The sequence below is a fragment of the Clostridium sp. AT4 genome (genome assembly GCF_001517625.2).
GTDB lineage: Bacteria > Bacillota > Clostridia > Lachnospirales > Lachnospiraceae > Enterocloster.
In genome coordinates this window covers 79,537-105,484 of the sequence record NZ_LN999827.1, presented here as the reverse complement: position 1 = coordinate 105,484, position 25,948 = coordinate 79,537, and the positions used below count along the sequence as shown (strand labels likewise).

Annotated in this window: 26 protein-coding genes; 16 read left to right on the top strand and 10 right to left on the bottom strand. The window is 40.8% G+C overall.

Going from position 1 to position 25,948, the window contains the following annotated elements; translation table 11 throughout:
- Positions 1-78 precede the first annotated feature (78 nt).
- The gene (locus BN3656_RS03650; protein ID WP_066544295.1) at positions 79-1,407 is read left to right on the top strand and encodes a glycosyltransferase family 2 protein; all 1,329 of its coding nucleotides are present in this window, start codon (positions 79-81) and stop codon (positions 1,405-1,407) included.
- Here the strand turns inward: BN3656_RS03650 and BN3656_RS03645 are convergent.
- The 5 genes from BN3656_RS03645 to BN3656_RS03625 form a co-directional block, all read right to left on the bottom strand.
- The gene (locus tag BN3656_RS03645; protein ID WP_096807398.1) at positions 1,344-2,258 is read right to left on the bottom strand and encodes a C39 family peptidase; all 915 of its coding nucleotides are present in this window, start codon (positions 2,256-2,258) and stop codon (positions 1,344-1,346) included. The genes BN3656_RS03650 and BN3656_RS03645 overlap by 64 nt on opposite strands.
- A 100-nt stretch (positions 2,259-2,358) precedes the next feature.
- Entirely contained in the window at positions 2,359-3,447 is a 1,089-nt protein-coding gene (locus tag BN3656_RS03640) for a chemotaxis response regulator protein-glutamate methylesterase (protein ID WP_347460585.1), read from the bottom strand.
- A 51-nt stretch (positions 3,448-3,498) separates the two neighbouring features.
- Complete coding sequence (locus BN3656_RS03635) at positions 3,499-4,311, bottom strand: protein-glutamate O-methyltransferase CheR (protein ID WP_066544290.1); 813 nt, start codon at positions 4,309-4,311, stop codon at positions 3,499-3,501.
- A 113-nt stretch (positions 4,312-4,424) separates the two neighbouring features.
- Positions 4,425-4,892 (bottom strand): chemotaxis protein CheW, encoded by a 468-nt coding sequence (locus BN3656_RS03630; RefSeq protein ID WP_066544288.1) that lies wholly within the window; start codon positions 4,890-4,892, stop codon positions 4,425-4,427.
- 15 nt (positions 4,893-4,907) lie between these two features.
- Entirely contained in the window at positions 4,908-6,995 is a 2,088-nt protein-coding gene (locus BN3656_RS03625) for a chemotaxis protein CheA (protein ID WP_066544286.1), read from the bottom strand.
- Positions 6,996-7,185: 190 nt separating this feature from the next.
- On the opposite strand from BN3656_RS03625, the gene BN3656_RS03620 reads away from it, so the two are divergent.
- The 12 genes from BN3656_RS03620 to BN3656_RS03565 all read left to right on the top strand — a co-directional run bounded on the left by BN3656_RS03620 (position 7,186) and on the right by BN3656_RS03565 (position 21,138).
- Positions 7,186-9,621: a hypothetical protein gene (locus BN3656_RS03620; RefSeq protein WP_066544284.1), complete on the top strand. Its 2,436-nt coding sequence runs from the start codon at positions 7,186-7,188 to the stop codon at positions 9,619-9,621.
- Positions 9,614-10,489: an EAL domain-containing protein gene (locus BN3656_RS03615; RefSeq protein ID WP_066544281.1), complete on the top strand. Its 876-nt coding sequence runs from the start codon at positions 9,614-9,616 to the stop codon at positions 10,487-10,489. Before BN3656_RS03620 ends, BN3656_RS03615 begins: the two co-directional genes overlap by 8 nt.
- A 62-nt stretch (positions 10,490-10,551) precedes the next feature.
- Positions 10,552-12,339 carry a methyl-accepting chemotaxis protein gene (locus BN3656_RS03610; RefSeq protein WP_066544279.1) on the top strand — a complete coding sequence of 596 codons (1,788 nt, stop codon included), beginning with the start codon at positions 10,552-10,554 and terminating at the stop codon, positions 12,337-12,339.
- Positions 12,340-12,435: 96 nt separating this feature from the next.
- Positions 12,436-13,326, top strand: coding sequence for a LicD family protein (locus tag BN3656_RS03605; protein WP_081422832.1), 891 nt, complete (start codon positions 12,436-12,438; stop codon positions 13,324-13,326).
- 36 nt (positions 13,327-13,362) lie between these two features.
- Complete coding sequence (locus tag BN3656_RS03600) at positions 13,363-14,457, top strand: aminotransferase class V-fold PLP-dependent enzyme (RefSeq protein WP_347460584.1); 1,095 nt, start codon at positions 13,363-13,365, stop codon at positions 14,455-14,457.
- Between the two features lie 64 nt (positions 14,458-14,521).
- A complete protein-coding gene (locus BN3656_RS03595; protein WP_066544270.1) occupies positions 14,522-15,409 on the top strand; it encodes an NAD/NADP octopine/nopaline dehydrogenase family protein in 888 nt (295 codons plus the stop codon).
- The gene (locus BN3656_RS16970) at positions 15,402-15,653 is read left to right on the top strand and encodes an NAD/NADP octopine/nopaline dehydrogenase family protein (protein WP_081422831.1); all 252 of its coding nucleotides are present in this window, start codon (positions 15,402-15,404) and stop codon (positions 15,651-15,653) included. The genes BN3656_RS03595 and BN3656_RS16970 overlap by 8 nt, the downstream gene beginning before the upstream one ends.
- 95 nt (positions 15,654-15,748) lie before the next feature.
- The gene (locus BN3656_RS03585; protein WP_066544263.1) at positions 15,749-17,101 is read left to right on the top strand and encodes a Gfo/Idh/MocA family oxidoreductase; all 1,353 of its coding nucleotides are present in this window, start codon (positions 15,749-15,751) and stop codon (positions 17,099-17,101) included.
- A gap of 88 nt (positions 17,102-17,189) precedes the next feature.
- On the top strand, positions 17,190-18,254 hold the full coding sequence (locus tag BN3656_RS03580) for an acyltransferase (RefSeq protein ID WP_022344661.1): 1,065 nt from the start codon (positions 17,190-17,192) through the stop codon (positions 18,252-18,254).
- Between the two features lie 13 nt (positions 18,255-18,267).
- Positions 18,268-19,011 carry a class I SAM-dependent methyltransferase gene (locus tag BN3656_RS03575; RefSeq protein ID WP_066544261.1) on the top strand — a complete coding sequence of 248 codons (744 nt, stop codon included), beginning with the start codon at positions 18,268-18,270 and terminating at the stop codon, positions 19,009-19,011.
- 230 nt (positions 19,012-19,241) lie between these two features.
- Complete coding sequence (locus BN3656_RS03570) at positions 19,242-19,901, top strand: LicD family protein (RefSeq protein WP_022344659.1); 660 nt, start codon at positions 19,242-19,244, stop codon at positions 19,899-19,901.
- A 253-nt stretch (positions 19,902-20,154) separates the two neighbouring features.
- The gene (locus BN3656_RS03565; RefSeq protein ID WP_066544259.1) at positions 20,155-21,138 is read left to right on the top strand and encodes an IS4 family transposase; all 984 of its coding nucleotides are present in this window, start codon (positions 20,155-20,157) and stop codon (positions 21,136-21,138) included.
- On the opposite strand, the gene BN3656_RS03560 is transcribed toward BN3656_RS03565, so the two are convergent.
- Positions 21,115-21,939, bottom strand: a complete 825-nt coding sequence (locus tag BN3656_RS03560) for a transposase (RefSeq protein WP_179297073.1) — start codon at positions 21,937-21,939, stop codon at positions 21,115-21,117. The two genes, BN3656_RS03565 and BN3656_RS03560, sit on opposite strands and share 24 nt — an antisense overlap.
- Positions 21,899-22,750: an ISL3 family transposase gene (locus BN3656_RS03555; protein WP_066544254.1), complete on the bottom strand. Its 852-nt coding sequence runs from the start codon at positions 22,748-22,750 to the stop codon at positions 21,899-21,901. The genes BN3656_RS03560 and BN3656_RS03555 overlap by 41 nt, the downstream gene beginning before the upstream one ends.
- Before the next feature lie 206 nt (positions 22,751-22,956).
- On the opposite strand from BN3656_RS03555, the gene BN3656_RS03550 reads away from it, so the two are divergent.
- Both BN3656_RS03550 and BN3656_RS03545 read left to right on the top strand, forming a co-directional pair.
- The gene (locus tag BN3656_RS03550; RefSeq protein ID WP_066544251.1) at positions 22,957-23,436 is read left to right on the top strand and encodes a phage terminase small subunit P27 family; all 480 of its coding nucleotides are present in this window, start codon (positions 22,957-22,959) and stop codon (positions 23,434-23,436) included.
- Positions 23,436-23,666: a hypothetical protein gene (locus BN3656_RS03545; protein ID WP_066544248.1), complete on the top strand. Its 231-nt coding sequence runs from the start codon at positions 23,436-23,438 to the stop codon at positions 23,664-23,666. The genes BN3656_RS03550 and BN3656_RS03545 overlap by 1 nt, the downstream gene beginning before the upstream one ends.
- On the opposite strand, the gene BN3656_RS17060 is transcribed toward BN3656_RS03545, so the two are convergent.
- From BN3656_RS17060 to BN3656_RS16965, 3 genes are all read right to left on the bottom strand, one after another.
- On the bottom strand, positions 23,623-24,114 hold the full coding sequence (locus BN3656_RS17060; RefSeq protein WP_347460583.1) for a DDE-type integrase/transposase/recombinase: 492 nt from the start codon (positions 24,112-24,114) through the stop codon (positions 23,623-23,625). The two genes, BN3656_RS03545 and BN3656_RS17060, sit on opposite strands and share 44 nt — an antisense overlap.
- 16 nt (positions 24,115-24,130) lie before the next feature.
- Positions 24,131-24,529, bottom strand: coding sequence for an IS3 family transposase (locus tag BN3656_RS17055; protein ID WP_347460582.1), 399 nt, complete (start codon positions 24,527-24,529; stop codon positions 24,131-24,133).
- A gap of 215 nt (positions 24,530-24,744) precedes the next feature.
- Complete coding sequence (locus tag BN3656_RS16965) at positions 24,745-24,870, bottom strand: hypothetical protein (RefSeq protein WP_278283329.1); 126 nt, start codon at positions 24,868-24,870, stop codon at positions 24,745-24,747.
- Between the two features lie 434 nt (positions 24,871-25,304).
- Here BN3656_RS16965 and BN3656_RS03530 point away from each other — a divergent pair, with 434 nt between their 5' ends.
- Positions 25,305-25,934 carry a VanZ family protein gene (locus BN3656_RS03530; RefSeq protein WP_066544245.1) on the top strand — a complete coding sequence of 210 codons (630 nt, stop codon included), beginning with the start codon at positions 25,305-25,307 and terminating at the stop codon, positions 25,932-25,934.
- The last annotated feature ends 14 nt before the right edge of the window (positions 25,935-25,948 follow it).

The window sequence follows — 25,948 nt, the reverse complement described above, 5'->3', positions numbered from 1 at the left end:
GACCCGCCGCAGGCGGAGAATCCTGCAAGCAGGATTCTTTTTTATAATATATTTTGGAACATAAAAAGAAGGTAACAGATGATGAAAAAAAACATATCACAATGTATGATCGTGAAAAATGAAGAAAAAAATATCCGACGCGCTCTTTCATGGGGGAAGGATATTATGTGTGAACAGATCGTGGTAGATACAGGAAGCAGTGACCGTACCGTGGAGATTGCCAGGGAAATGGGGGCAAAGATATTTTTTTTCCCATGGATCAATGATTTTGCTGCTGCCAAAAATTTTGCCATTGACCAGGCAAAAGGAGACTGGATCGCCTTTCTTGATGCGGATGAAAGCTTTACACCGGAGGATACAAAGAAGATTCCGGAGATATTGGAATATGTTGGAGACGATGTAGATGGTCTTCTTACAGGGATCGTAGATCTGGATGAAAATAACAATATCACAAGCGGCGGTACTATGATCCGCTTTTTTGTAAACCGGCCGGACCTGCGCTATGTAGGAAAAATACATGAACACCTGGTCAGAAAAGGAAGATCCGGATTGCATCTGACAGATGCTACAAAGCAGCTGGCTTTCCTCCATACCGGTTACCAGGAACAGGAGAAGAAGGATAAGTCCAAATTTGAAAGGAATCTGAACATTATCCTGGAGATCCTGAAGCAGGATCCTGAAAATTGTGATTATCTTGGATATCTGGGAGATACCTATTCTTCAGATGGAAAAAATGAAGAAGCAAGAGATGCATACAAAAAGGCGGTGGCAGCCATGCCGGAAAAACTGGAGGTATATGATCAGCGAAGTTCTTATACCTATACAAACCTGTTAAGGGTCTCCCAGTGCCTGAACGCACCGGAAGCTGAGGTGGAAGCTATTTATAAAGAAGCAGTGGAAAAGCTTCCGAAAGAGCCTGATTTTGACTGTGTTATGGGGGACTGGTACTGGAGAAAGGGGCGATATGAAAAAGCGGTACAGATGTATGAACTGGCTATAGCAAAGCTGGAAACCTATGGAACAGTGAACAGGGGGATCATTACCACCTCTATGCTGATCCAGATGTATGAGTGTCTGGGAGAAGGCTGCAGAAGGCTGGGAGATTACCAGAAAGCGGTCCGTTATTGCGTGATCGTACTGAATACTGACCACAAAGATATGAATGCGCTGCTGACTCTGATCAACTGTTTTACAGAGAGCAATGTCAGCGCAGAAGAGGTAGTCCAGTTTTTAGGGAAGATTTATGATTATTCTGATATAAAAGACAAGGTGATCCTTCTGCGGGTGGCTATGGCAATGGGCAGAAAGGATCTGGAGCGGATGTTCAGGGGAATCCTCCTTCCTCAGGAGAGGGAAGAGTTTGATGCAGCCATGGAAACGGCCCAGAGCGGGGCACCGCTGTCATAGACTTTTTTCAACTCTCCCATAAGAAGAGGAAGCTCCCATTCGCAGGTGCTGTTATCAAAGCTGTTAGGATCTGCGATAGAAACATTTCCGTCAGGAAGGAGCTTTGTGATCAGGACAAAGTGACCGTTTTGCGTCAGGCTTCCCTTACCCATAAGGGCGACCAGGATATGACCGGAAGAAAGAAGGGAAGCTGCATTCTGGGGAGAATGGTCTGTTACAGATTCCACCTGGAAGCCATAGGCTGCAAGGACAGAAGGAATCAGGCTGTGATAGGAACCTCCCTGGGGGGCATAATAGCCATTGGCAGCAGACCAGTCTGCGATAGTTACCGGGGTAATGGCTTCTCCGTCATTTGTGAAGCTGGAGATGAGCATGGCTGCAGCAGTAGGACCACATCCATACTGGAGCATGGGATCTGAACCGCCGTAGAGATAACTGCTCCAGCGGGTATCCCCCTGATTATAGTAGTACATCGGGCCCATACTGGTATCCAGGATGGCAGCATCATAAGAATTGCCATCTGATCCCGGTTTTGCTTCCATATCCAGGTTTTCTGCTTTACCAAGGATTACCAGAGAGGTCTTTGAGGTGACAGAAGATGTATCTGGGATCCCCTGTGTCCCGGAAGTATCCTCTGAAAGCTCTGTTTGTTTCTGGATTTCTGGTTTTGGCTGGGTCTGCTTTTTAAGAAAGTCTTCCAGCTCCTGAAATTTACGGTGGCTGGCAGTCTGTACAAAGTAAATGCCAGATCTGGCCTTATCTACGACCTGGGAAGAAAAGCCTGGGCAAAAATAAAAGCTCAGGCTGGCAGTGATCACCGAAACTGTACCGGTAATGGAAAGTTGGATCATCGTTTTCGCAAGCCGGAACTGTTTCAAGGTTTTATTTATATGTTTTTTTTGATTCTTTAAAGTTCTATCTTTCATTTTTTATCCATTCATTTCTTATCCGTTAACGAAGGGATACACGGGCCAGGACAGTCTGACCAATTGTATTTAAAGGACACTGCTGGCATACAGCGCCAATCTTATATGCTTCCATAGGCATGCCGTAGACAACACAGCTGTTCTTGTCCTGTCCGATGGTATAGGCGCCGTTTTTGCGCATACGCAAAAGACCGGCAGCTCCATCTGCTCCCATTCCTGTGAGAAGAACGCCGATGGCGTGTTCCCGCACATGTAATGCAACTGAGTCAAAAAGCACATCCACAGAAGGTCTGTGTCCGTTTACTTTTTCTCCTTCCTGTACACTGACTGCATAGGAGTTTCCAAGAGGTACCACACGCATCTGCAGACCTCCGGGAGCTAAAAGCATAAGACCTTTGCGGATCCGGTCCCCATTTTTCGCCTCCCGTACTTCCATTTTGCAGATCCTGTTTAAGCGCTCTGCATACATAGCTGTAAAACCTGCAGGCATATGCTGGGTGATCACAACACCTGGGGTGTTTTCTGGAAAATTCTTTACTACTTCAAGAATGGCCTCTGTACCTCCGGTAGATGCCCCGATGGCGATCACGGTTTCCTGGGAAGCTGCCGCAGAAGTCTTTGGTCTGTTAAGAAAAGGATTACCTGCCGCAGTTAAAGGAGAGACTATCCGTTTTTTTGCTGCCTGTGGACTGGCAGGAACGGATGGGAGATGTACATGGGAAGCAGCAGCCACCAGAAGCTTGGAACGGAGCATAGAAAGAAAGATCTCTTTAGACAGTCCATTGGCTTCATCCGGTTTCCGCACAAAATCCACAGCTCCGGCTTCCAAGGCATCAAAAACCCTCAGGTTCAGGGAAGATACCAGGATTACCGGTATAGGGTGGACCGGAAGAAGCTGCTTTAAAAAATCAATGCCGGACATTCCCGGCATTTCAATATCCAGGGTAAGCATATCCGGCTGCAGTAGCGGGATCTTTTCCTGGGCGTCAAGGGCATTTACTGCATATCCTACAATCTGGAAACGGTCATCCGCAGAGAGAGAACGGATCAGCCAGGTGCGGAACAAGGGTGAATCATCCACCACCATTAATTTTAATTTATGATCCATGATCATAATGCCTCCTTAATAAGATAACTGTAACAACGTATGAGATAACCTACGGGATCAGATCTTTCGGTAAATAGCCGGTTCAATATAGGAAAACGGGCAGCTTTCCTTATCCAGGCTTTCAGAATGTCCGATAAATAAGTAGCCTCCCGGAGCGGTAGCATCATAAAAGCGCCTTACCAGTGCCGCCTTCGTAGGATGGTCAAAATAGATCATCACGTTTCTGCAGAAGATCAGGTCAAACTTTTTGCGGAAATGGATGGGATCCATCAGGTTAAAGGAACGAAAGATCACATTTTTCCTTAAAGCATCTGAAACAGTATAGGTTTTATCTCCTATGGGAACAAAATAGCGTTCCTGCCAGGAAGGCGGAAGTTCTTTTAAGCTTTCAAGGGAATATCTGGGCTCCATGGCAGAATCCAGAACACGCTGGGAAATGTCCGTAGCAAGGATACGGGTATCCCAGCTTCCGGGAATAGCGGAAAAATATTCTTTCAGATACATAGAAATGTTATAAGGTTCTTCACCGGAGGAGCAGCCCGCACTCCAGATAGCAATAGAACGATCCATAGAATGCTTGTTTGCAAGCTCGGGAAGAATATGCTTCTGGAGAAAATCAAAATGCTCCTTTTCCCGCATAAAGTAGGTATAATTGGTAGTCAGCTTGTTCAACATAACAGAGACCATCTCCGGATCTTTGCCGGAGATGATCTCATCTACGTATTCTGTAAAACTATGGAATCCTTTCTGCTGCAGCATATTAGTAAGACGGCTGGTGATCAGCTGTTTTTTGTGGCTCAGGTTGATACCATAGCGCTGCTGGATATAGGTATAAAGGCGGTTAAAATCCCCGTCACTTAATGTAAGCATTGTATGACCTCCTTAGGAATTGGATCTACTCCAGAAGTCTTTCCAGCACCAGCTTTTGTGGTTGACGAAAAATTTTATCACAAAATCAGGTACAGAAAGATTGTGGGAGAACATTAAGGACTGACCAGGGACTTGCAGTCAAAAGACATGAGCACAGTACCATTTTCAAGTGTGATCATACCATCTAACAGCTTCTGTCTGCGTTTGATAGGGATTGGACGTACATCCTGCAGGTCAATGTCGATCACCTGCTGTACGGAATCTACAACAATACATACAGGAAGATCGTCTACATTTAAAACGATAAAGCAGGTCTTACTGTTGTATTCCAAAGCAGGCTTGCCCATATAGAGCCGTATATCTACTACCGGAAGGATCTGACCACGCAGATTGATGATTCCTTTAATATAATCAGGTACCAGTGGAATATGAGTGATCGCACAGTCATTGATGATCTCCGTTACGTTATTGATACTCAAAAACAGAGTCATATCTCCCGACTCAAAAGTAAGACAGCGTTCAACGGACTGGTTTTCAGCCAGTACGTCTGTCTGGATATTTGTTTCTGTTACTTCAGCCATTTTAAAACCTCCTGTTTACGCATTCTCTACAGCTATGGAATATAAGCTGAGGATATCAAGAATGATGCTGATATTGCCATCACCCATAATAGTACAGCCGGTGATGCCGTGGTCTTTCAGGTTAAATTCACTGAGAAAAGCAGGAAGAGGCTTTACGACAACTTGTTGTTCACCGATCAGATCATCTACAAACAGGCAATAAGAACGATCATTTGCTTCCACCCACAAAAGAATACCATCTTCCATCTGGGTAACTTCAGTAGGAAGGTGATAGAAGGAATGAAGCCGGACGATTGGATAAAAGCGGTCCACACGTTCCACCATTTCATTGCCATATTCATCCTTTATCACCTGATCTGCTTTTACTTTAAAGGACTGACGGATATTGGCGATAGGTATAGTAAAAATAGAATCACCTACTGTTACCTTCATGCCGTCAACAATAGCCAGAGTCAGCGGGATCTTCATGGAAATGGTAGTTCCTTCACCGTAGGTACTGGATACAGAAACGATACCGCCTAAGGATTCTACATTTTTCTTTACAACATCCATTCCCACGCCGCGACCGGAATATTCAGTTACAGCTGTATTGGTGGAAAATCCGGGAAGCATGATCAGCCCAAGGATTTCCTTCTGGCTGTATTCAGAAGCAGGCTTGGTAAGCATATTCTTTGCCTGGGCTTTTTCAAGGATCTTCTGGGGATCCATGCCATATCCGTCATCCTTTACAGAGATGACAACCTCACTGCTGGTATGGGAAGCAGAAAGAACGATCTCACCCTGGGGATCCTTACCGGCATCAATACGTTCCTGGGCCGTTTCTTCAATACCATGATCCATGCTGTTGCGTACAATATGCATGATCGGGTCCTGAATGTTATCTACAATCGTCTTATCTACCTCAGTATCTTCGCCCACAATGGTCAGACGGACGTCTTTTCCTAGGCTTTGCTTCATATCGCGTACAATACGGTTCATTTTCTGGAATACACCGGAAATAGGGACCATACGTAAAGACATGGCAATATCCTGAAGATCATTAGTAAGTTTACGCAGCTGACGGGCTGATTTCATAAAATTATCCCGGTTGTCCCTTGGCAGCAGGTTTAATTCAGGGGAAGATGTGACCATAGATTCTGTGATCACGATCTCACCTACGATATCCATCAGGCTGTCCAGCTTCATCAGGTTGACACTGATCAGATTCTGCTTGACCGGGGTATGAGTAAGCTGCGGAGCCGCTTTTTTTGCAGCTGTATCCGGGGATGAAGCTGTTGATGCAGGTGATTTGGAAGGGGAAACTTTTTTTGTTTCGACTGTCGGAGCCGGAGCTGCTTTTGTGGCATCTACAAGCTCGTAAGAACGGATATGGTTCTGTGTCTTTAAGATCCCTTCAGCTTTGGAAGCATCTTCCCTGGAGTTAAAGGCAAGGAAAAAGCCATTTTCTGCGATCGTCTGGGAAGTATCCTGATCTGTTTCCATATCACTGGGGTAAAAACGGAAGTTTACATCACATTCCTTTACTGCATTTACGATCATATAAGCGCGCAGATTCTCCATTCCCACGCCTTCTTCCAGAAAAACATGGAAAAAGCAGGCTGCATCCTTATCATCAGGAAGAGAAGAAGGAGCAGCAGCACCAGAAGCTGCAGGAGCAGCCTGTGAAGCTTCCGGTGCTGCAGGAGCAGCACCACTGATCTTCTTCAAAAAAGAATTGATCTCATTGGAGAACGCATCTATATCAGTAGAAAGAGGTACGCCCTGTTCTACTTTCTCAATCTCGCTCCTTAAGTAATCTTCCGAACGGAACATCAGGTTGAAAAGCTCTTTCTTATGCTCAGGATCCAGAGTTTCGATCCCTTTATCACGGATATAAAAAAATACATCTTCAATACGATGGGCGATCGTGGAAATCGAATTAAATTCCATCATTGCAGAAGAGCCTTTGATCGTATGCATGATACGGAAGATCTCATTTACGTCATCGGTGGAAAAATCACCGTTTTTCTCATCAGCAACCAGCATTTCGTCCAACTGGTCTAAAAGATTGTTTTCTTCATAAAGGTATGCATCCAGAATACTGCTGTCCATACCACTGCTCATATTGTACACCGCCTTTTTTCATAATAATCAGAATAGTATTTCTTTTAACTTTATCGGCAGTGGTTGAAAATGGATAAGGGGATTTCAAAAAAAGAAACAGTGAGTTGATAAAGCAGTTATTAAAAACAATAAAAAGCCGATAATCTGTGTGAAACAAACTATATGATCATTTTCGGAGGAAACCGTAAAAATGGCGATTAAAAGAAAAGAAAAAAGAAGGCTTTTGCAGACAGCGGCTCTCTTAATGCGGGCAAATGAAAGAGTGTTCATGGGATTCGGTCAGAATACAGAAGAAGTGATGATCGATGCTCTTTCACAATCTCAGGAAACAGCCCTTTTGTTGGGAACAGAGCTGGAAAATACAGGAAAGGCAGACCTGGTCCCGCTTCTGGAAACGTACTGTGAAGATCTCTATGTCATGAGCCAGAACCTTCACAGTAAAAAACAGATGGCGAAGCTGTACAAAAAAATAAAGAAAGAATTGAAACTCTTATATGATCATATAGAGAACGAGATCGAAACAGACCGTCTCTGTTTTGTCTTTCTTCCATATAAAATGTCTATGTGGGATTCTATGGAAACCGTCTGGAAAGCGGCAGATAAGGATCCGGATTGTGATGCCTATGTTGTACCGATCCCATATTTTGATAAAGACCAGGAAGGGAATCTGGCAGTAGAGCACTACGAGGGAGATCAATATCCACCAGATGTTCCGGTCACAGATTACCGCACATTCCGCCTGGAAGATAAAAAACCGGATGCGGTGTTTATCCACAATCCCTATGACCAGAACAATAGATTGACCAGTGTCCACCCGGATTTTTACAGCAGCAGGCTGAAAAAGTATGCAGACCAGCTGATATATCTTCCTTATTATACTACAGCAAGTACTGGAAACGTAGAATCTGCGAAACGCCAGGCGGGAAGTGCTGGCTTTGTCATTGAGCCGGGAGCTGTTAATGCAGACTGCATTGTTACAGCAACAGAGCAGGAAAGAGAACTGTTTATCAATATTTTGTGTTCCGGACTTAAAGGAGTTCCAACAGAGCAATGGGAAGAGAAAGTGCAGAACTTTGGATCACCAAAGATTGAACGTGCCCGAAGTACGAAAAGACAGGACAGTTCTCTTCCAGAGAAATGGAGGGAATGTCTTTACAGGCCTGACGGAGCCAGGAAAAAGACCGTATTTTACAGCCTGTCTGTAGGGGCACTTCTGAACCAGCCGGATATGATGCAGAAGATAGAAGAGGTACTTCAATATTTTAGAAACAGAAAAGATCTAGCTTTGTGGTTCCGACCTCATCCTCTGTATGAACAGACACTGAAGGTGATGCGGCCCCAGCTTTTACAGAAATATAGAGAACTTCTGGCTTCTTATGAAGAAGAAGGCTGGGGAATCCTGGACCGCGGATACGATCTTGATCTTGCCATTGCTTCCTGCGACTGCTATTACGGGGATTACAGCTCTGTAGCCCAGTTGTTCTGGGAAACAGGAAAACCGGTTTTATATCAGGATTCCCTGGTAAGAGAAAAAGAATATAAGATCCCATGCTGGCCGGGAGCTTTTTGGGAAGATGAAAAAGAAGTGTGGTTTGTTCACGGAAAAGTAAACCTGCTGTTTCATTATGATAAACAAATGGACAGACTTTCCTGCATAGGAAAGATTCCGGGAGAATTGGCATTTAAGGGAGATCTGTTCCGTTCTGTTGTACGGGTAGAAGACAGACTGTATCTTATCCCATATTTTGCCAGAAACTTGGCCATATACCATATAGATAGGGATCAGTTTGAATCCATACAGATCCGTGATGCAGAGCATTTTATAGAACAGCCGTTATTCCTGAAAGGCTTTCAGCGAGGTAATGTACTATATTGTATGCCAGCATGGTATAACAGCATCCTTTGCATAGATCTTACTTCCGGACATGTGACCTATACAATGGCGGATAAGAATAGGGTACGTGGTATTCCGGGGGTATTTGGTGGGGCTGTTTCCATAGGCAGAAACATTTTATGTCCGCAGACTTACAAAATGAGGTGGCTGATCCTGAACACGGATACAGGAAAAGTATCCTGGTGCAGTTTTGCAGACCAGGAGAGGGAAATCACTTCAGTTACAGTCTGTGGTGATACGCTGGTATTTTTCGATGCCAGAACAGGATGTATCCTGAAAGAAACCAGAGAAGAGGGAAAAATAGAAGAGCTTTTATATATTGACAGCAACGAAATACAGCTATATGCAGTATCCGAAAATGAAGTGATCGCAGATGATCTGGGATCAGGAACTTATTTAAAGCTTTGTCTGGATGGAACAGTGGTTTGGAGAAAGGAACGGAAAGAAGAAAAGACCGTATTAGGCAGCAGATTTAGGAAAGTTACAGAAGGAGAAAAAAACTGTGATATCCGTTTTACAGAGCAGGAATATCAGGAATGGAATTCTCCGTCAGTAGCAGTTTGTAAGGATATCCTTCCTACAGATCTGTATTATGTAGAGGGGGAAAATGAAGTCCTTACGCTGGACAAATGGCTTTCTCTCTGTGACCGGATCCATATGCCAGTACCAGATGATAGACACAGCGGTGAAATGATCAAGGACTATGTAAAAAGCAAGCTTGCAAATGGATGAAGAGAGAAGAATCATGAAAAGCTATTTTGAAAATGCATTGCCTTATCTTAAGGTTTTTTATCAGCCGATCTACGATTTAAATAAAAAAAAGTTGAATGTTGCAGAAGCACTTTTACGGTATGATGACGGACACCATCAGAATATTGAACAGGTGATCCGCAAAGCAGAGGAAATGGGCTGTGTCAGCTGTTTTGATCTGTGGGTTTTAAATAAAGTGTTAGAACAGCTGCCAGAGCTGAAAAAAAGAAACATTGAAAGAATAAATGTAAATCTGTCCTCGGTCACATGCTCCAGCGTGGAAGCAGAAAGGGGTCTCTTTGCCATACTAGATGAATGTACATCAGATAAATCTGCTATATGTTTTGAAATCACAGAAAGTAATCAAATACAGGATATGCAGCAGGTCATTAAGCTGGCAGAAAAACTGATGAAAAGAGGATGCCACGTAGCTATTGATGATTTTGGAAAAGAAGAGTCAAATCTCCTGCGGCTTATGCAGATGCCGTTTTCTGTGTTGAAAATAGACAAGGCAGTTGTCTGGGCTATAGATACAACGAGTTTTTCAAAAGATCTTATTTCGGAGATCATATATTTTTTGCACAAATATGGGATCCAGATCACGGCCGAGGGGATAGAAAACCAGCTCCAGGCGAAAGAACTTTCGGATATGGGCTGTGATTTTCTTCAGGGTTATCTGATCTCAAAGCCTGTGTCATTTAAAGAGTTTTGTGCATTTATAGATGCGCATAATAAAAAAGGATCTGCAGAAATGAAAGAAACACCGGAAGAAAAAGGGAAAAATGAACCGCAGAAAAGAAAAATGAAAAAATCAAACATCCCTTATGATTTTCCTGTACTTGCCGAATAATAAAAATAGGGATTAAATTCCACAATATTCCACGAAAGAAATAACAAAGAGAGGGAAGGAACATGAAAAACCGTACGATGAAGCAAAAGATCACGATTGCTTTTGGAGTAGTAGTTGTCTGCTTTTTTATAACAGTTGGCGCACTGTTTTATGGAATGTTCAACATCAGTGTACATTATAACCAGTTCTATAAAAACAGCCATGAAGCGATCGTACATGTAAACCAGGTAAAGATCAATATGGAAACAGCGATCCAGAATATGCTGATGGCTACCATCGACAACGATGCCACAAATACAAAACAATATCTTGCAAGTGCAGATGAGTATGCTTCTAAGCTTCAGGATGACACAGATTGGTTTACCGAACATTATAAGGGAGATATGACACTGGTAAATCAGTTCCAGTCACAGCTTCAGGATGCTTTAACTATTCAGAATAAGATAGAGGATCAGCTGAAAATCGGGGCAGATTATGCACGAACACAGGCACAGACAACACTTATCAATGAGTACAAGCCGGCAGTGGATACCCTGACACAGACGCTGGATCAGTTTAGTAGCCAGGTAAATGCCGATTCTGAACAGGAATTCAATTCTTCCATGCAGACCAGAAGCACCCTGTTTATTGTAGGGATCATAATTGTTATCGCTGCCCTGATCCTTACAATTATTATGGCAACGATCCTGATACGTTCCGTAGTAGAGCCGGTAAAACAGTTACAGGAAGCTATGGAAAAAATGAGACGCGGTAATATGGATATTGATATCGAGTACAAGGCAGAAGATGAACTTGGAAATCTTTCCGATGATTTGCGGTCTGTAGTAGCGTTCCTGAAAGCGGTAGTGGCAGATGAGACAAATATCCTTACAGAGATGAGTCGCGGAAACTTTAATGTTTATTCTTCTATGTCAAAGGATTATGTAGGAAGCTATGTTGAGATTTATAACGCTATGGTTCTTCTGAGAGATAATTTAAGCAGTACGCTTTCGAGTGTTACTCAGTCAGCTGATCAGGTGGCAGCAGGTTCCGATCAGGTATCCTCCGGAGCACAGGCATTATCCCAGGGTGCTACCGAGCAGGCTTCTTCCGTAGAAGAACTGGCGGCGACCATTAATGAAATTTCCAATAATGTTGAAAAGAATGCCGAGAATGCAAAGTCAGCCAGTGATATGGCTGATAATGTAAGAGAGCAGGCTGGGGAAAGCAGCCAGCGTATGCAGGAAATGCTTTCAGCAATGACTGATATCAGCAATAGCTCCAGTGAGATCGGCAAGATCATTAAGACAATTGAAGATATTGCATTTCAGACAAATATACTTGCTTTGAATGCGGCAGTAGAGGCAGCTCGTGCAGGCGCAGCAGGAAAAGGCTTTGCAGTAGTAGCTGACGAGGTCCGCAACCTGGCAGGAAAATCAGCAGAGGCATCAAAGAACACTTCTGCCCTTATTGAAGGATCTCTCCATGCAGTTGGCCGTGGTACTAAGATCGCAAATGAAACAGCCCAGGCATTGCAGCAACTGACAGAAGGCGTTCAGGGGGTTGCACAGACCATTGAGGAGATATCTTCTGCCAGCGAGTCACAGGCAGTTTCAGTAAAACAGGTAAATGAAGGAATCAGCCAGATTTCCAGCGTTGTACAGAGCAACTCTGCAACTGCAGAAGAAAGTGCTGCAGCCAGTGAGGAACTTTCCAGCCAGGCACAGCTTTTAAAGGAATTGGTAGGCAAATTCACATTAAAGGATGGTTCTGCAGATCCTGTATCACAGACAGCACAGCCAGCCAGGAAAAACATGGATGTATCAGAACAGCCATCCATGATTTCTTACAATGATAATGATAAATATTAAGACTGTAGTTTAAAAAGAATAAATAATAGATTGAGCCTGCAGCAGATGATATTATATTATCTATTGCGGGCTTAATTACATAAGATAGGGGAAAAAATGAGTAAAGCGAGAAAACTTTCTCAAGAAGAATTCAGGACCATACAGCTGTTAGAATTAGATATGCTGGAAGAAATGGACCGGGTATGCAGAAAGCATGATATCAAATATTGCATTTCTTATGGAACACTTCTGGGAGCTGTCAGACATAAGGGATATATCCCCTGGGATGACGATGCTGATATTGCCATGCTCAGGGAGGAATATGAAAAATTCCGTAAGGTAGCAGATGAACTTGATCCTTCTATCTGTTATTTTCAGGATCATTTTAATGACCCAGAGTATCTATGGCAACATGGGAAGCTGCGGCGTACAGGAACAACCTTTGTCCGTGCTGGTCAGGAGCATATGAAAGGAAAGACAGGTGTATTTGTAGATATTTTTATAATGGATGACTGCCCGGAAAGCTTATCCGGAATGATACTTCAGAATATCTGGTGCTTCTTTCTGCGAAAGATCCTCTATGCCCGGGTAGGAAAAGTAAATGCCAAAGGCCTGTCAAAACTCTGTTATAAGTGTCTTGATCTGATCTCGGTAGACTGGGTATATAAACAGGTTGATAAGATGTCAAAAAAGAGCAGTAACAGTACTCCAAACAGGGTGAGGTCTTTATTATATCCGCTTTTTGATACAATGAAGAATTATCATCATGGGAAAGATCATTTTGGAATACCCAAAAGCTGGTTTTTAGAGCGTGCGGAATATGATTTTGAAGGATATAAATTTTATGGGACAAAGGATTATGATGCTTTTTTAACATTCTTTTATTATGACTATATGACACCTCCTCCGGTGGAAAAACGGTATCCCCATGCCACTGTATCCAGCTTTAATTTTAATGTGGATAGTAAAAATGTAAGAGAAAAGTTACATGCCGGTCGGATAATATGATCGTAAAAGTATATTAATTATTTGGGTGGTATATTGATGAAAATAGGTGAGAAAATGATCAATTTTACTGTTGGCCCGGTACAGTCCACAGAAAAAGTGAAACTGATCGGGGCTGAAAATGTTCCTTATTTTAGAACGCCAGAGTTTTCGGCTGTTATGCTGGAGAATGAAAGACTTGTGCGGCAGTTTGCCGGTGCTGATGAAGCAGCAAGAGTAGTTTTTATAACTGGGTCAGGAACAGCTTCTATGGAAGCTTCAGTTATAAATGCTTTTGATGAGAATGATAAGGTTCTTGTGGTAAATGGGGGAAGCTTTGGACAGCGTTTTGCAGAAATCTGTGCGATTCATGGAATACCATATACAGAGATTAAAGTAGAAATGGGAAAAACACTTACAGAAGATATGCTAGGAGAATATTCTGGACGAGGATATACGGGATTTCTTGTTAACATTCATGAGACTTCAACGGGGGTATATTATGATCCATGGATGATCAGCAATTTCTGTAAGAAAAATAATATGTTTCTGGTAGTGGATGCTATCAGTTCTTTTTTAGCTGATGAATTCCAGATGGATGAGCTTGGTGTGGATATTATGCTCACTGGCTCACAAAAAGCACTTGCGTGTCCTCCCGGAATTTCGCTGATCGTTCTCTCACCAAGAGCTGTAGAACGGGTAAATAACAGAAATGTAAGATCCATGTATTTTGACCTTAAAAATGCCCTTAAAAATGGAGAAAGGGGTCAGACGCCGTTTACACCAGCTGTTGGTATCCTGCTCCAGATAAATGCAAGATTAAAAGAGATTGAACAGGAAGGCGGAGTGAAAGAGGAACTAAAGAGGATTGCTGCGTTAGCAGCAGATTTTCGCAATAAGATCAAAGATCTTCCAGTGGATATATGCTCTGAATCACTATCTAATGCAGTTACACCTTTGGCAACAAGAAATTGTTCGGCATACGATATTTTCACTGTATTGAAAGACGAATATGGTATCTGGGTTTGCCCAAATGGAGGAGAACTGGCTGATAAAGTTTTCCGTGTAGGTCACATTGGCTGTCTTACTTTTGAAGACAACCAGAAACTGATACAGGCGCTTCATGACCTGCAAAAGCGTGGGATTTTAAAGTGAAGACGGATGAAGCGTGTCGCAGACTATGGAAATTTTCTGATATAAGGATAAGAAAGGAAAAAGAATGAATGTAACAATAATTGGCGGGGGAAATATTGGAATGTGCCTTGCTGGGGAAATTTCACGTATAAAATGGTATCATGTGAAAATTTATACATCAAAGTCAGAGTTGTTTGGAGAACGGATCACAGTGGCAGATGATGAGAAAGGAATTACGTTTTCGTCGGGAGAAATTATAGCCACATATGATATAAAATATGCGATTTCTGATGCAGATATAATTTTATGTACATTACCGTCTAATTTAAGAAAGACATTCATTCAGAAAATGATGCCGTTTGTTAAGAAAAAAGCAGCACTTGGTTTTTTCCCAGGCTATGGTGGGGCAGAACTTTATTGTAGCGAACTTATACAAAAAGGCATGACTGTATTTGGACTTCAGAAAGTGCCTTACGTTGCAAGAACAAAAGAACCGGGAAAAATTGCCGGTCTGATGTCAAAAAAAAATAAAATACTAGTGGCAGCTCTACCCCATGATAGAACAGATGAAGTAGCAGATATGCTGGAGGATATGCTCTTAATGAAGTGTGTCCGTCTTAAAAATTACATGGCTGCAACACTTCTTCCAGGAAATCCTCTTCTTCATACAAGTGGTTCTGTTGTATATTTAGATAATTATAAGAAAGGGCAGATGTTTCCAGAACAGATTTATTATTACCAGTCATGGACCGATGAATGTTCAGAATTTCTTTGCAGATTCAGCGATGAGATGATGGAAGTATGTGAAAAGCTTCCTATCGATCTTACTGAGGTAGAGTCTATTCAAAAGTATTATGAATCACCAACACCAAAGGATCTGACACGAAAGTTCCATGAGATTCCATCATATAATGCGTTGCTTCTTCCTATGAAAAAGGTACGAGGGGGGGGGGGGACATGGTTTTATTCCTGATTTCTCTTCGCGTTTTTATACAGAGGATATTCCCAATGGAGTGTGTATTATCAAAGCACTCTCACAGTTTGTGGGGGTAGAGACTCCGACCATAGACTATGTGCTGGATTGGTATTTCCGTATGACTGGCAAAGAATATTTTCAGAAAGACGGGTCTTTTGGTAAAGACATAATGGAAACAGCTATTCCACAGATCAATGGAATTCAAACAGTAGAAGCTCTGGTGGATTTTTATACAACATAAATATATTTTGGAATGGAAGATATTTATCATAGAAACTACAGGCCAAAAATGCATGATTTAATACATCTGAAATCAATCACTATTGAGGTTGACAAATGAAAAAAGTAATAACATACGGCACCTATGATTTGTTTCATGAAGGCCATTACAGATTGTTAAAAAGAGCAAAAGAGCTGGGAGACTATTTAATAGTCGGGGTGACAACGGAGCATTTTGATGAATGCCGTGGAAAGCTGAATGTTGTAGATCCGATTTTGAAGCGGATTGAGAATGTAAAAAATACGGGCTTTGCTGACATGATAATCGTGGAAGATCATGAGGGCCAGAAAATTGAGGATATTCAAAAATATGGTATAGATATTTTTACAGTTGGCTCAGACTGGATCGGAACCTTTGATTATCTGAATGCATTTTGCAAGGTTGTATATCTGGAAAGAACTCCTAATATATCATCTACCATGCTTCGTGGAAATGCCTATAAACTCATAAAAACAGGTATTGTGGGTACGGGGCGTATTGCAGGCAGGTTTATTTCCGAAGCCAGATATGCAAGTGGTATTGAGGTCTCTGATGCATATAATCCTGAAACAGAAAGTGTCAGTCAGTTTAAAAAAAATTTTTCAGAATATGATATTACTATAGAAACAGAGGATTACGAAAGGTTTTTAAGTAAGGTAGATGCAATATATATCGCATCTACCAATGAAACACATTACGAATATGCAAAACAGGCATTGACTCATGGAAAAAGTGTTTTATGTGAAAAGCCTTTAGCATTTACAAAGAAAGAAAGCATGGAATTGTATGATCTGGCTCTGCGAAAACATGTGGTTTTGATGGAAGCAATAAAAGCAGCATATTGTCCGGGTTTTCAACAGTTGTTAAACGTAGTTCAGAGTGGCAGAATAGGACAAGTAAAAGATGTGGAGGCCAGCTTTACCAGAATTGCAAATATTCATTCGCGAGAAAGAACAGACCCGATGTATGGAGGTGCTTTTCTTGAATATGGTGGAAATGTTCTAATGCCGATTATAAAAATACTTGGAACAGACTATCGGTCGGTCACATTTGACAGTCTTGATAATGAACTTGGAACAGATGATTATACCAAAATTCAGATCAGATATAAAGATGCTATGGCTACAGCCAAAGTGGGAATGGCGGTGAAGTCAGAAGGACAGCTTGTTGTTGCAGGAACAGAGGGATATGTGATAGCTCAGTCACCCTGGTGGTTGACTGAAAAATTTGATGTAAGATACGAAAATGAAACCATTGTTGAACACTATGAGCCCAGGTTTGTGGGGGATGGACTAAGATATGAAATCAGTGAATTTATAGCTAAAATCAGGGGATTTGGCGAAAAGTCATATAAGCTGACGGCAGAAGAGTCTATTTCAATAACAGGAATCGTGGAGAAATTTGTTAAAAGCAGGAAAATTATCAAATGAATTGTGAGAGTGCAAAGCACGTAGTAATCCGGTATCATATATAATTATAGGAATTTACAATACAGTCAGCAATGGAGAACAGAACACTATGGATCGTATAGATTATATTTTTGATATTACCAGAAAATTTGCAAACGGACGAAAGATACTCCTTTATGGCTACAATGAAAAAACCCGGGGGATCAAGAATAGACTTGCTGGTAAAGGGATGAAAATAGATTTTTTTGTAGATCACTCTCTTTACCAAAATAAAAAGCCTGGGGTTTATGATAGCAGGATTTTAGATGGAAGATCGGATGAATTTTATGTGATCGTCGGAATGCCTAATCGTTTAGATATTATCTGTAAACTACATTCTTTTGGATATTTCAGTCAAAATGACTATGTGTATCTGGGAGATATTGAATATTGTGTTTTACGGGATGAGGACGGTTATTTTGAAGATAATTACGGAAATCAACTGATAATGAACAGAAAATTGCGGTCACAGATCACCTTGAATGGATTTAATTCCCGTGTAGTGATTTCCGATGACTGTGTAGTTAGTCCGGATTTCCATTTGCTGATAACAGATGAATGCACAGTTGAAATAGGAAATGGAACATGGCTGAATGGAAACTTTAGTATTTTTGACCAAAGCCACTTTCAATGTGGGGAAAGATGTATATTTGCAAAAGGATTGCTGGAAATTGAAGCAGCTGATATCAGGATCGGAAATGATCTTACAACAGAGAGCGGCTATGTGATACGTGCATCCAGAAAATCTTCTATTATCATTGGCAATGATTGTATGTTTTCTTACAATTTAAATATGAGAACCAATGATGGACATGTGATCTTTGATGTGAAGACGGGAAAAAATATAAATTCAACAGATGAATTATGTGAAAGCAGGAATATCAGAATTGGGGATCATGTATGGGTCGGAATGAATGCCTGTATTTTGTATAATACGGATATTTCAAATGGAAGTATTATTGGAGCAATGAGTCTGGTAAAAGCAAAAATACCTAATAACTGCATTGCTGCAGGAAATCCGGCACGCGTGATCCGGACAGATATTGCTTGGAGCAGAAGCAACAATAATTCTGTAGACATTGATGAATGTGGTGATGGATTTGTGAAATGTACGGAAAACAAATATTCTTTTTAAGAGAGGAAGTACTATGAATAATAGAGTATACAATGACAAAGTAAACGTAGACGATGAAAATATAAAAGCCTTTTTTAACAATAGGGCAAAAAGATTTGCAGCAGGAGAGGTAGATCAATATACATCTGTACTACTTGGTGATAATAAACCGGATTATGGAGCAGAATGGCATGAATTTGAAAAGAAGCAGGTTGTACAGCATTTAAATGTTGGTTCGGATAAAAAAGTCTTGGATATTGGCTGTGGGATAGGAAGATGGGCAGAGAATATCATAGATCATTGCGGAGAATACATAGGAACGGATTTTTCAGATGAAATGATAAAGCAGGCTGGAGAACGTTTTAAATCATATTCAAATGCAGTATTTATTAATTCTTCGTTTCAGGACATATTTAAAAACAAGAAAATAATCGGCAGGAAATTTGATACAGTGATCATTGCAGGGATTTCTATGTATATTAATGATGCGGATCTAAGAAAATGTTATGACAGTTTGACAGATATACTAAATGAGGGAGCGATCGTATATATAGAAGAAAGTATAGGGGTCAATGAGAGATTGACTCTGGATCATATTTGGTCTGATAGCTTAAAGGATAATTATGATGCAATATATAGAACCCGGAAAGAATATCTTGAATTAATGAGTGGATTAATGAACAGAGTCCAAATATTAAAAGAAGGATATTTTGAACAGCTTGATAAAAAAGAATTGTCTGAGACCAGTCACTGGTACATTTTTTTGAAAAAATGCTAAAGTCTGCATTCGCTTGATGAAAATATGAAACTGCTTATATTGGTCACATGGATATGCGCGAATTTGTAGAACGGAGGTCGGCAGCGAAAGCCTCCTACTCGATCAAATAGATATTGATTGGTTTATATTTTTGTTTTGAGATTTTTTTATGTGTTTCATTTATAATGGTGCAAATGAAGTTGTTGATATTGTTTTTTTGGCGTGGGGGGGGGCATAGAGAGGAGAACGTGATGGCTGTTGCTAAGAAACTTACACCACAAGAATTTAGAACAATGCAGTTGTTAGAATTAGATTTGCTAATTGAGTTCGATCGTGTTTGTAGAAAGCATGGTATTAAATATTGCATTACTTGCGGAACATTACTAGGTGCTGTTAGGCACAAAGGTTATATTCCATGGGATGACGATGCAGATATTGCAATGCTTCGGGAAGAGTATGAGAAATTCAGGGCAGTTGCGGATGAAATGGATGCTTCTGTTTGCTACTTTCAAGATCACTATAATGATCCAGAATATCTTTGGCAATATGGAAAATTGCGTAGGACCGGAACTTCATTTGTCCGAGCAGGACAGGAACACATGAAAGGAAAAACCGGCGTCTTTATAGACATTGTTGTTCTTGATGATTGCCCCAAAAGTGTGCTCGGAATGGAACTACAAGATTTATGGTGCTTCTTTCTAAGGAAAATATTGTATTCTCGTGTAGGAAAAGTTAATGAGACAGGCATGAAAAAAGCAATTTATAGCTTTCTCTCGGTGATTCCGGTCAAGTGGATATATGGAAGAGTTGAAAGGATGGCGAGCAGAAGCAATAATAGTACACCAAACAGGGTGAGAACCTTGTTGTTTCCCAATGTCATTAACTTAAAAGCAGAAGATATTTATTCCTAAAAGGATTAGATATCTCCTGCTTTTTTTGATATGCTTATATTGTAAAAAGAAGCCATGAACCTGCTCAAAAAAGGATGTGATTATACATGAAACATTCTCAGAAACGTACATTCATGGATATAGAAAAAATGAGTTCTGATGAATTTAAGGCATTTTGCCGATCAGGTAATAAAAATCATTTTATCAGAATTCGAAAAATGCCTCTTCAGGATCTTCTTTTCACAATGATAAACAGAAAGGGGATGACGTTGGCATGGAACTGAGAAATTATATGAAACTTGCTCATCCTAGTGTGTCTATTTCAAAACCAGGATATCTGAAACAGCGTATGAAACTTAATCCAGATGCTTTTTTAGAATTATATAAATATCATAACCGTAACTTTTATGCAGATTCCATCTTTTCAACTTACAAAGATCATTTAATATTAGCCGCTGACGGCTCAGATATTAATATTCCTACCACTGCTGAAACACTGAAACTGTATGGTTCTGCAAGCCGAAAAAATACAAATCCCCAAGCTCAAATAGGATTAGGCTGTATTTATGATGTAATGAATCGTATGATACTGGAGAGTGACTGTAATAAGGTGAAATTTGATGAAATGCGCCTGGCCGAAAAACAGATGGAGCGAATACCGGAAACAATAGGCAATATTCCTTACATTATTATCATGGACAGAGGCTATCCTTCTACGCCAGCGTTTATACATATGATGGATAAGGATATTAAATTTATCGTACGTTTAAAAAGCAGTGATTACAAAAAAGAGCAAAGCAGTTTAGCAGAAAATGACCAGCTAGTTAAAATAAAATTTGATAAGTCAAGGATCAGACACTACGAGGGGACACCGGATGGAGAACGTATGAAAGAACTCGGTGAAATTTCATTGCGTATGGTAAAAATCCTATTAGAAAACGGAAGTTTAGAAGTTTTAGCTACAAATCTTCCACAAACTGAATTTCATACAGAAGAAATCAAAGAATTATATCATATGAGGTGGGGAATAGAGACTGCGTATGAAACACTAAAGAGTCGGTTGCAGTTAGAAAATTTTACAGGTACAAAACCCATTCTGTTATTACAAGATATATACAGCACTATATATCTGAGCAATTTAGCCGAAGATATCATATTAGACACAGAGCGTGAATATTACGGTTCAAATGTACCCCTGTTCCGAAGGAACGGGGTTCTTCTGCAATTATCCGTATCATTCACCCTTCGCATACATTAGTTTTGCTGCTAAAAGTGCTTTGCTGCATCTCCCATACATAGTACGTTTTACCATTTTTAATTTACTATTTGTTCCCTCAACAAAACCATTTGAAAGTTCACTGGCAACAGAATTTTCCACAGCTTCTATATCCTTTTCTAATCCATTTGCAAACCGGGATATCTCTTTTAAATCAGAGTTTTTGTACCGTTCGATAAACAAATACAATAGAGGCATACTTTTCTTTTCGTATATTTCACGGAATTCTCGAACACAATGCATCAATTCTCTGAGTTTGGGATATTTCTGTAAAATATATGCCTTATGGTTTTCGCTAAGTTCCACCCCCATCCAAAGATAACGGAATATGCTGTTTCGTGAAAGGTGGTCATATTTTTGTAATGCCTTTTTGTTTTGGATTGCTTCAGGTGAAGAACTTTTGTAAATTGCAACATCAATTTGGAATCGTTCTATGATTTTATTCATATAGTCATATGCTGCAGATTGACCGCCTTTATATCCTTTTTCAATAACATTGCGATATACATCTTTTCGACTGATGCCAGAAGTTAAAGCTTTGACAATATAATCATAAAACTGATCCATTCTGCTACGAAAATCTTTTTTACAAAGTGCTTCATATTCTCCATTGAGATATTTTGTTACGGTATTTCTGCTGCAATGTAATACTTTAGAAATTTGGCGTTTACTGTATCCAGCAGAATTATATTCCTTTATCGCAGTGTACAGTTGTACCCTTTTTTGATTATATTCGTTAAGGTTATCCACATTGTATGGCATTTTTTTTACTATCGTTTTCAACTGATGGTTCTGCAATGCTGTTAGAATCAGATGGAATTCTGATATCAACGGGCAATACAGAACTTATAGTATTTCTTATGGCCTCTAATAAATTTTGATGAAGATGAAATCTGTCAGCAATCTGCATAGCATCGGGCAATATTTCCTTTATGGCTGCTGAATAAGCACTTGCCCGGTCTCGTGTCACCGCTTTTACATGTTTATTTTTACTTAACCATTCTTTTAGTGTTTTACCATCACGTCCATCTAAAATTGCCACTGGTTTATGTGTTGCCTCATCTACAATAATTGTCCCATAAGTATGCCGTTTCTTAAATGCAAAATCATCCACTCCAATAATGCTTCCACATGGAACTTCCGGTTGTGCTACATATCGTTTCGTTAACAATCGGATAATGCTGTCACCACTGGTTTTCAGATTCATAGAACGGCAGATACGGGCACTACCTTCACAGCTTGTTTCCAATGCCAAAGTACATATAAAATCTTCACAACGCTCTGTCATACGGCTGTAATAATTCAAAAAACCATCTACATTCTCAACAAAGGTTGTAACATCACAGGAAGAATTGTCGCACTGATACTCGTAAGCATTTACGATTAAATACGTGGTTCTACCTAAGATCGGAAGATCTTGAAGTTTTCTTTTATAAGTACCATGTTTATGTTCTGAAGTCACTCCACACTTGGGACATGTACAATTTTTTGATTGCACAGAAACATGGATATAAATTTCTTTTTCGTTTTGAGTTACTTCTGTGATGCCTATTTCTTCCGGGTAAAATTTTTGTAATTCAAGAGTATCTTTCATCTGTTTCAATTCCTTCCATAATGACAAAATTCCTAAGACAATTTTATCATTTTAGCACTTTTGTTTCAATTCCATTTACGGATAATTGCGGAAGAACCAGAGAGCTCCGGAATAATCACTTTAAGTTAATGACATTGCATATTTATGCGGGTTCTGGCGTTTCGCAAATGCCTATTACCTATTTTTGCAGAAGGGAGGGGAAGCCAATGGCTACCAGAGGCAGAAAACCAAAGCCGACCGCCATGAAGGAACTGGAAGGCTATCCGGGCAAGCATCCGCTGAATACCAGCGAACCGAAGCCCAATAAGAAAGCACCGGCCTGTCCGAAGTGGCTGGAGCCGGAAGCAAAGAAAGAGTGGCGCAGACTGGCCAAACAGATGGAAGCCATCGGCATCCTGACCGAAGTGGATATGGCTGCCTTTGCCGGTTACTGTCAGGCCTATGCCCGATGGAAGGAGGCTGAGGAGTTTATCACCCAGCATGGCACCATCGTCAAGACTCCGTCCGGCTACTGGCAGCAGGTACCGCAGGTGTCCATCGCACAAACCTATCTGAAGATCATGAACAAGTTTGCAGAGCAGTTCGGTCTGACCCCGTCCTCCCGAAGCCGGATCATTGCTTCGGACGGTGGTTCTGCGGATGCAGCCGATGAGATGGAGAATCTGCTGGGAGGAGGTGGAAGCTGATGGCAGAGTGCAGACCGAAAAAATATCCGAAACTGAAGGACTATAAGCCCAGCCGATTCATGCTTCCGACCTGCCACTACGATGCGGCCAAGGCTGACCGGGCAGTGACTTTTATCGAAAACCTGCGCCATACCAAATCGATATTGTCAATATTGGTTTACACTTTTTTCTCAAGAATGTTCGACCTTATGCTGCCTCCTGTAGCGAAGCATAGTATTGTTGTCGCTTAACCATTGGAGGTAGTCCACCATTAGCAGAGCAGATCCTCCGATTATTCCAGTAGCTGATGAAGTATCTCCAGATGAGCGTCTTTAACTGCTCTACGGTCATTGAGGTAGGATCGTAACGACCATAAAGTAATTCCTCTTTGAAGCGTGCCCACATGCTTTCGCATCTGGCATTATCATGGCATCTGCCACCGGCACTGTTCATGCTTTGAACAATGCCATATCTGTTGATAGCTTTACGATATAGCTCACTGGTATACTGGGTTCCCCTGTCACTGTGAAGAATAGCTCCACGGAGCATCGGGTAAGCTTTGCAAGCATTCTCTAAGGTTTGTTCGCATAGGGTAGCTCTCATATTTGTATCCATAGCAAGTCTCAATACTGCTAAATCATAGCAGTCAAAGATAGCTGAAACATAGAGCTTCCCGTCAGAAGCCTTTATTTCAGTCATATCGGTCATGCACTTTTCAAGAGNGCTTTTCAGCAGCGAAGTCACGCTTGATTAAATCGTCGGATTTACTGGCTTCTCTATCAGCTTTGGTAATACCATTCGGCTTACGTTTTGGTTTATGATTAAGACCAATTTCTGCCATGACACGATAAACAGTTCTCTCACCGGGAATATGTACTCCCTCAGGCTGTTTGAGCTGTAAGGCCTGATACATACGGATTCTTCCATAAGTGTCATTGCATTCATCTTCGCTGCAAATATCAAGCATTGCATCTGCCAGTGCCTGATATTTCCAAGGGGTATCTTTTGCTTTTAGGAATTTGTTGAATGCCTGCCTTGAAACATGAAGCACTTTGCAATAAAAAGAAATTTTACCCTTAATCCGGCCGTCATCCGTTTTGATTGCAATAAACATTAATCTCTGTTTTTTGCTGACTTCCGACGGCTGGCTGCGAAAAAAGCACTTGCTTGCTCAAGGAATTCGTTTTCTTCTTTTAAGCGACGAATTTCCTTATCCTGCTCTTTTACACGCTTTCTGAGTTCAATAAGCTCATCGTTGAGGGATAAAGCATTCTTGGGCGTATGAACTGCTTCATTTGCACTGAGACGCCCCTCTTTGAAGGCTTTTATTCAAGTGTACATAGTACCCTTTGGAATCCCTAATTCCTGAGCAGCTTTATGACCGCCGATTTCCTGGGCAAGCTTTACCGCCTGTGCTTTAAATTCATTGTCATAAGATTTTTGATTCTGTGCCATAGGTTTTTCTCCTGTTCTCGTATTGATTATGATTATATATCAAAATCCTTGAGAATAGGGGGTCAACTTTATTTATACACCATCATAATATGGCTATATTACAGGTGTTGACACTCTACCGTAACGCATGTGCTCATGACGAACGTCTCTACAATGTGTGGTCTTAGCCCATTTTGCTGCCTGCTATGTAGCAAAACATGAAATGTGCTACATGATAAGTAGCAGTCAAATCGTCACGCATACTCTGTAATATAAATGTAGAAAAGACTGCACATGGAAAGGAACGATGATGACGAGCAAAGGAGAAAAAAGTTAGAAAAAGGAGTGTACAGGGCTGATTTATTTTCCGACTTGTGATATATTGAATCTGTTCTGCGTATATTTTATGAGAAAAAGAAGAAATTCAGCAGAAATATTTTTACAAGGGAGCATACATGGATCAACTATACTGTATTTACCGAAGCATTGAAAAAAGTATTTGCTCAACAATTTCTGCATCCTTTCCATCGGCATGTATTGTTTCTTTTCTGGCATTTATAAGCTATATGGTGCTCCGGCTGTTTTTTAGTCTGCATAAAAACAGGTCAAAAAATTTTTCGGGTGTTTCCGGTATGGTTTATCAGGGCGTTTGGACTGCGATATTTATCTTTTACACATATATGGTATTGTTTCGTACCTGGATTGCAAGGAAACGTTGGGAAGATCCGTTAGACAAGATATTTGGAGGCTGGGGCTTATATACCGAAAAAGGAAACCTTACCACAGAGGCGATTGAAAATGTGATGCTTCTTTTCCCGTTTACGTTTCTTTTGGGGATACTTTTGAGAAAACGGTGGAAAAAGTATTCGCCGGGATCATCTTTCCGGTATTTGGCACTCAGCGGTTTCTTCATGTCTTTGACCATTGAAACAGTGCAGCTGTTACTGAAACGCGGAACATTCCAGTTTTCAGATCTTTTCTATAATACGACAGGTGGAATATTAGGAGGAGCTTTCTATTTGACAATACGAAGGCTGAGGTTTAAAATATGCGCATGCAAATGGCAGTCAAAACATAAAAAATGAAAGCTCAGGATGCT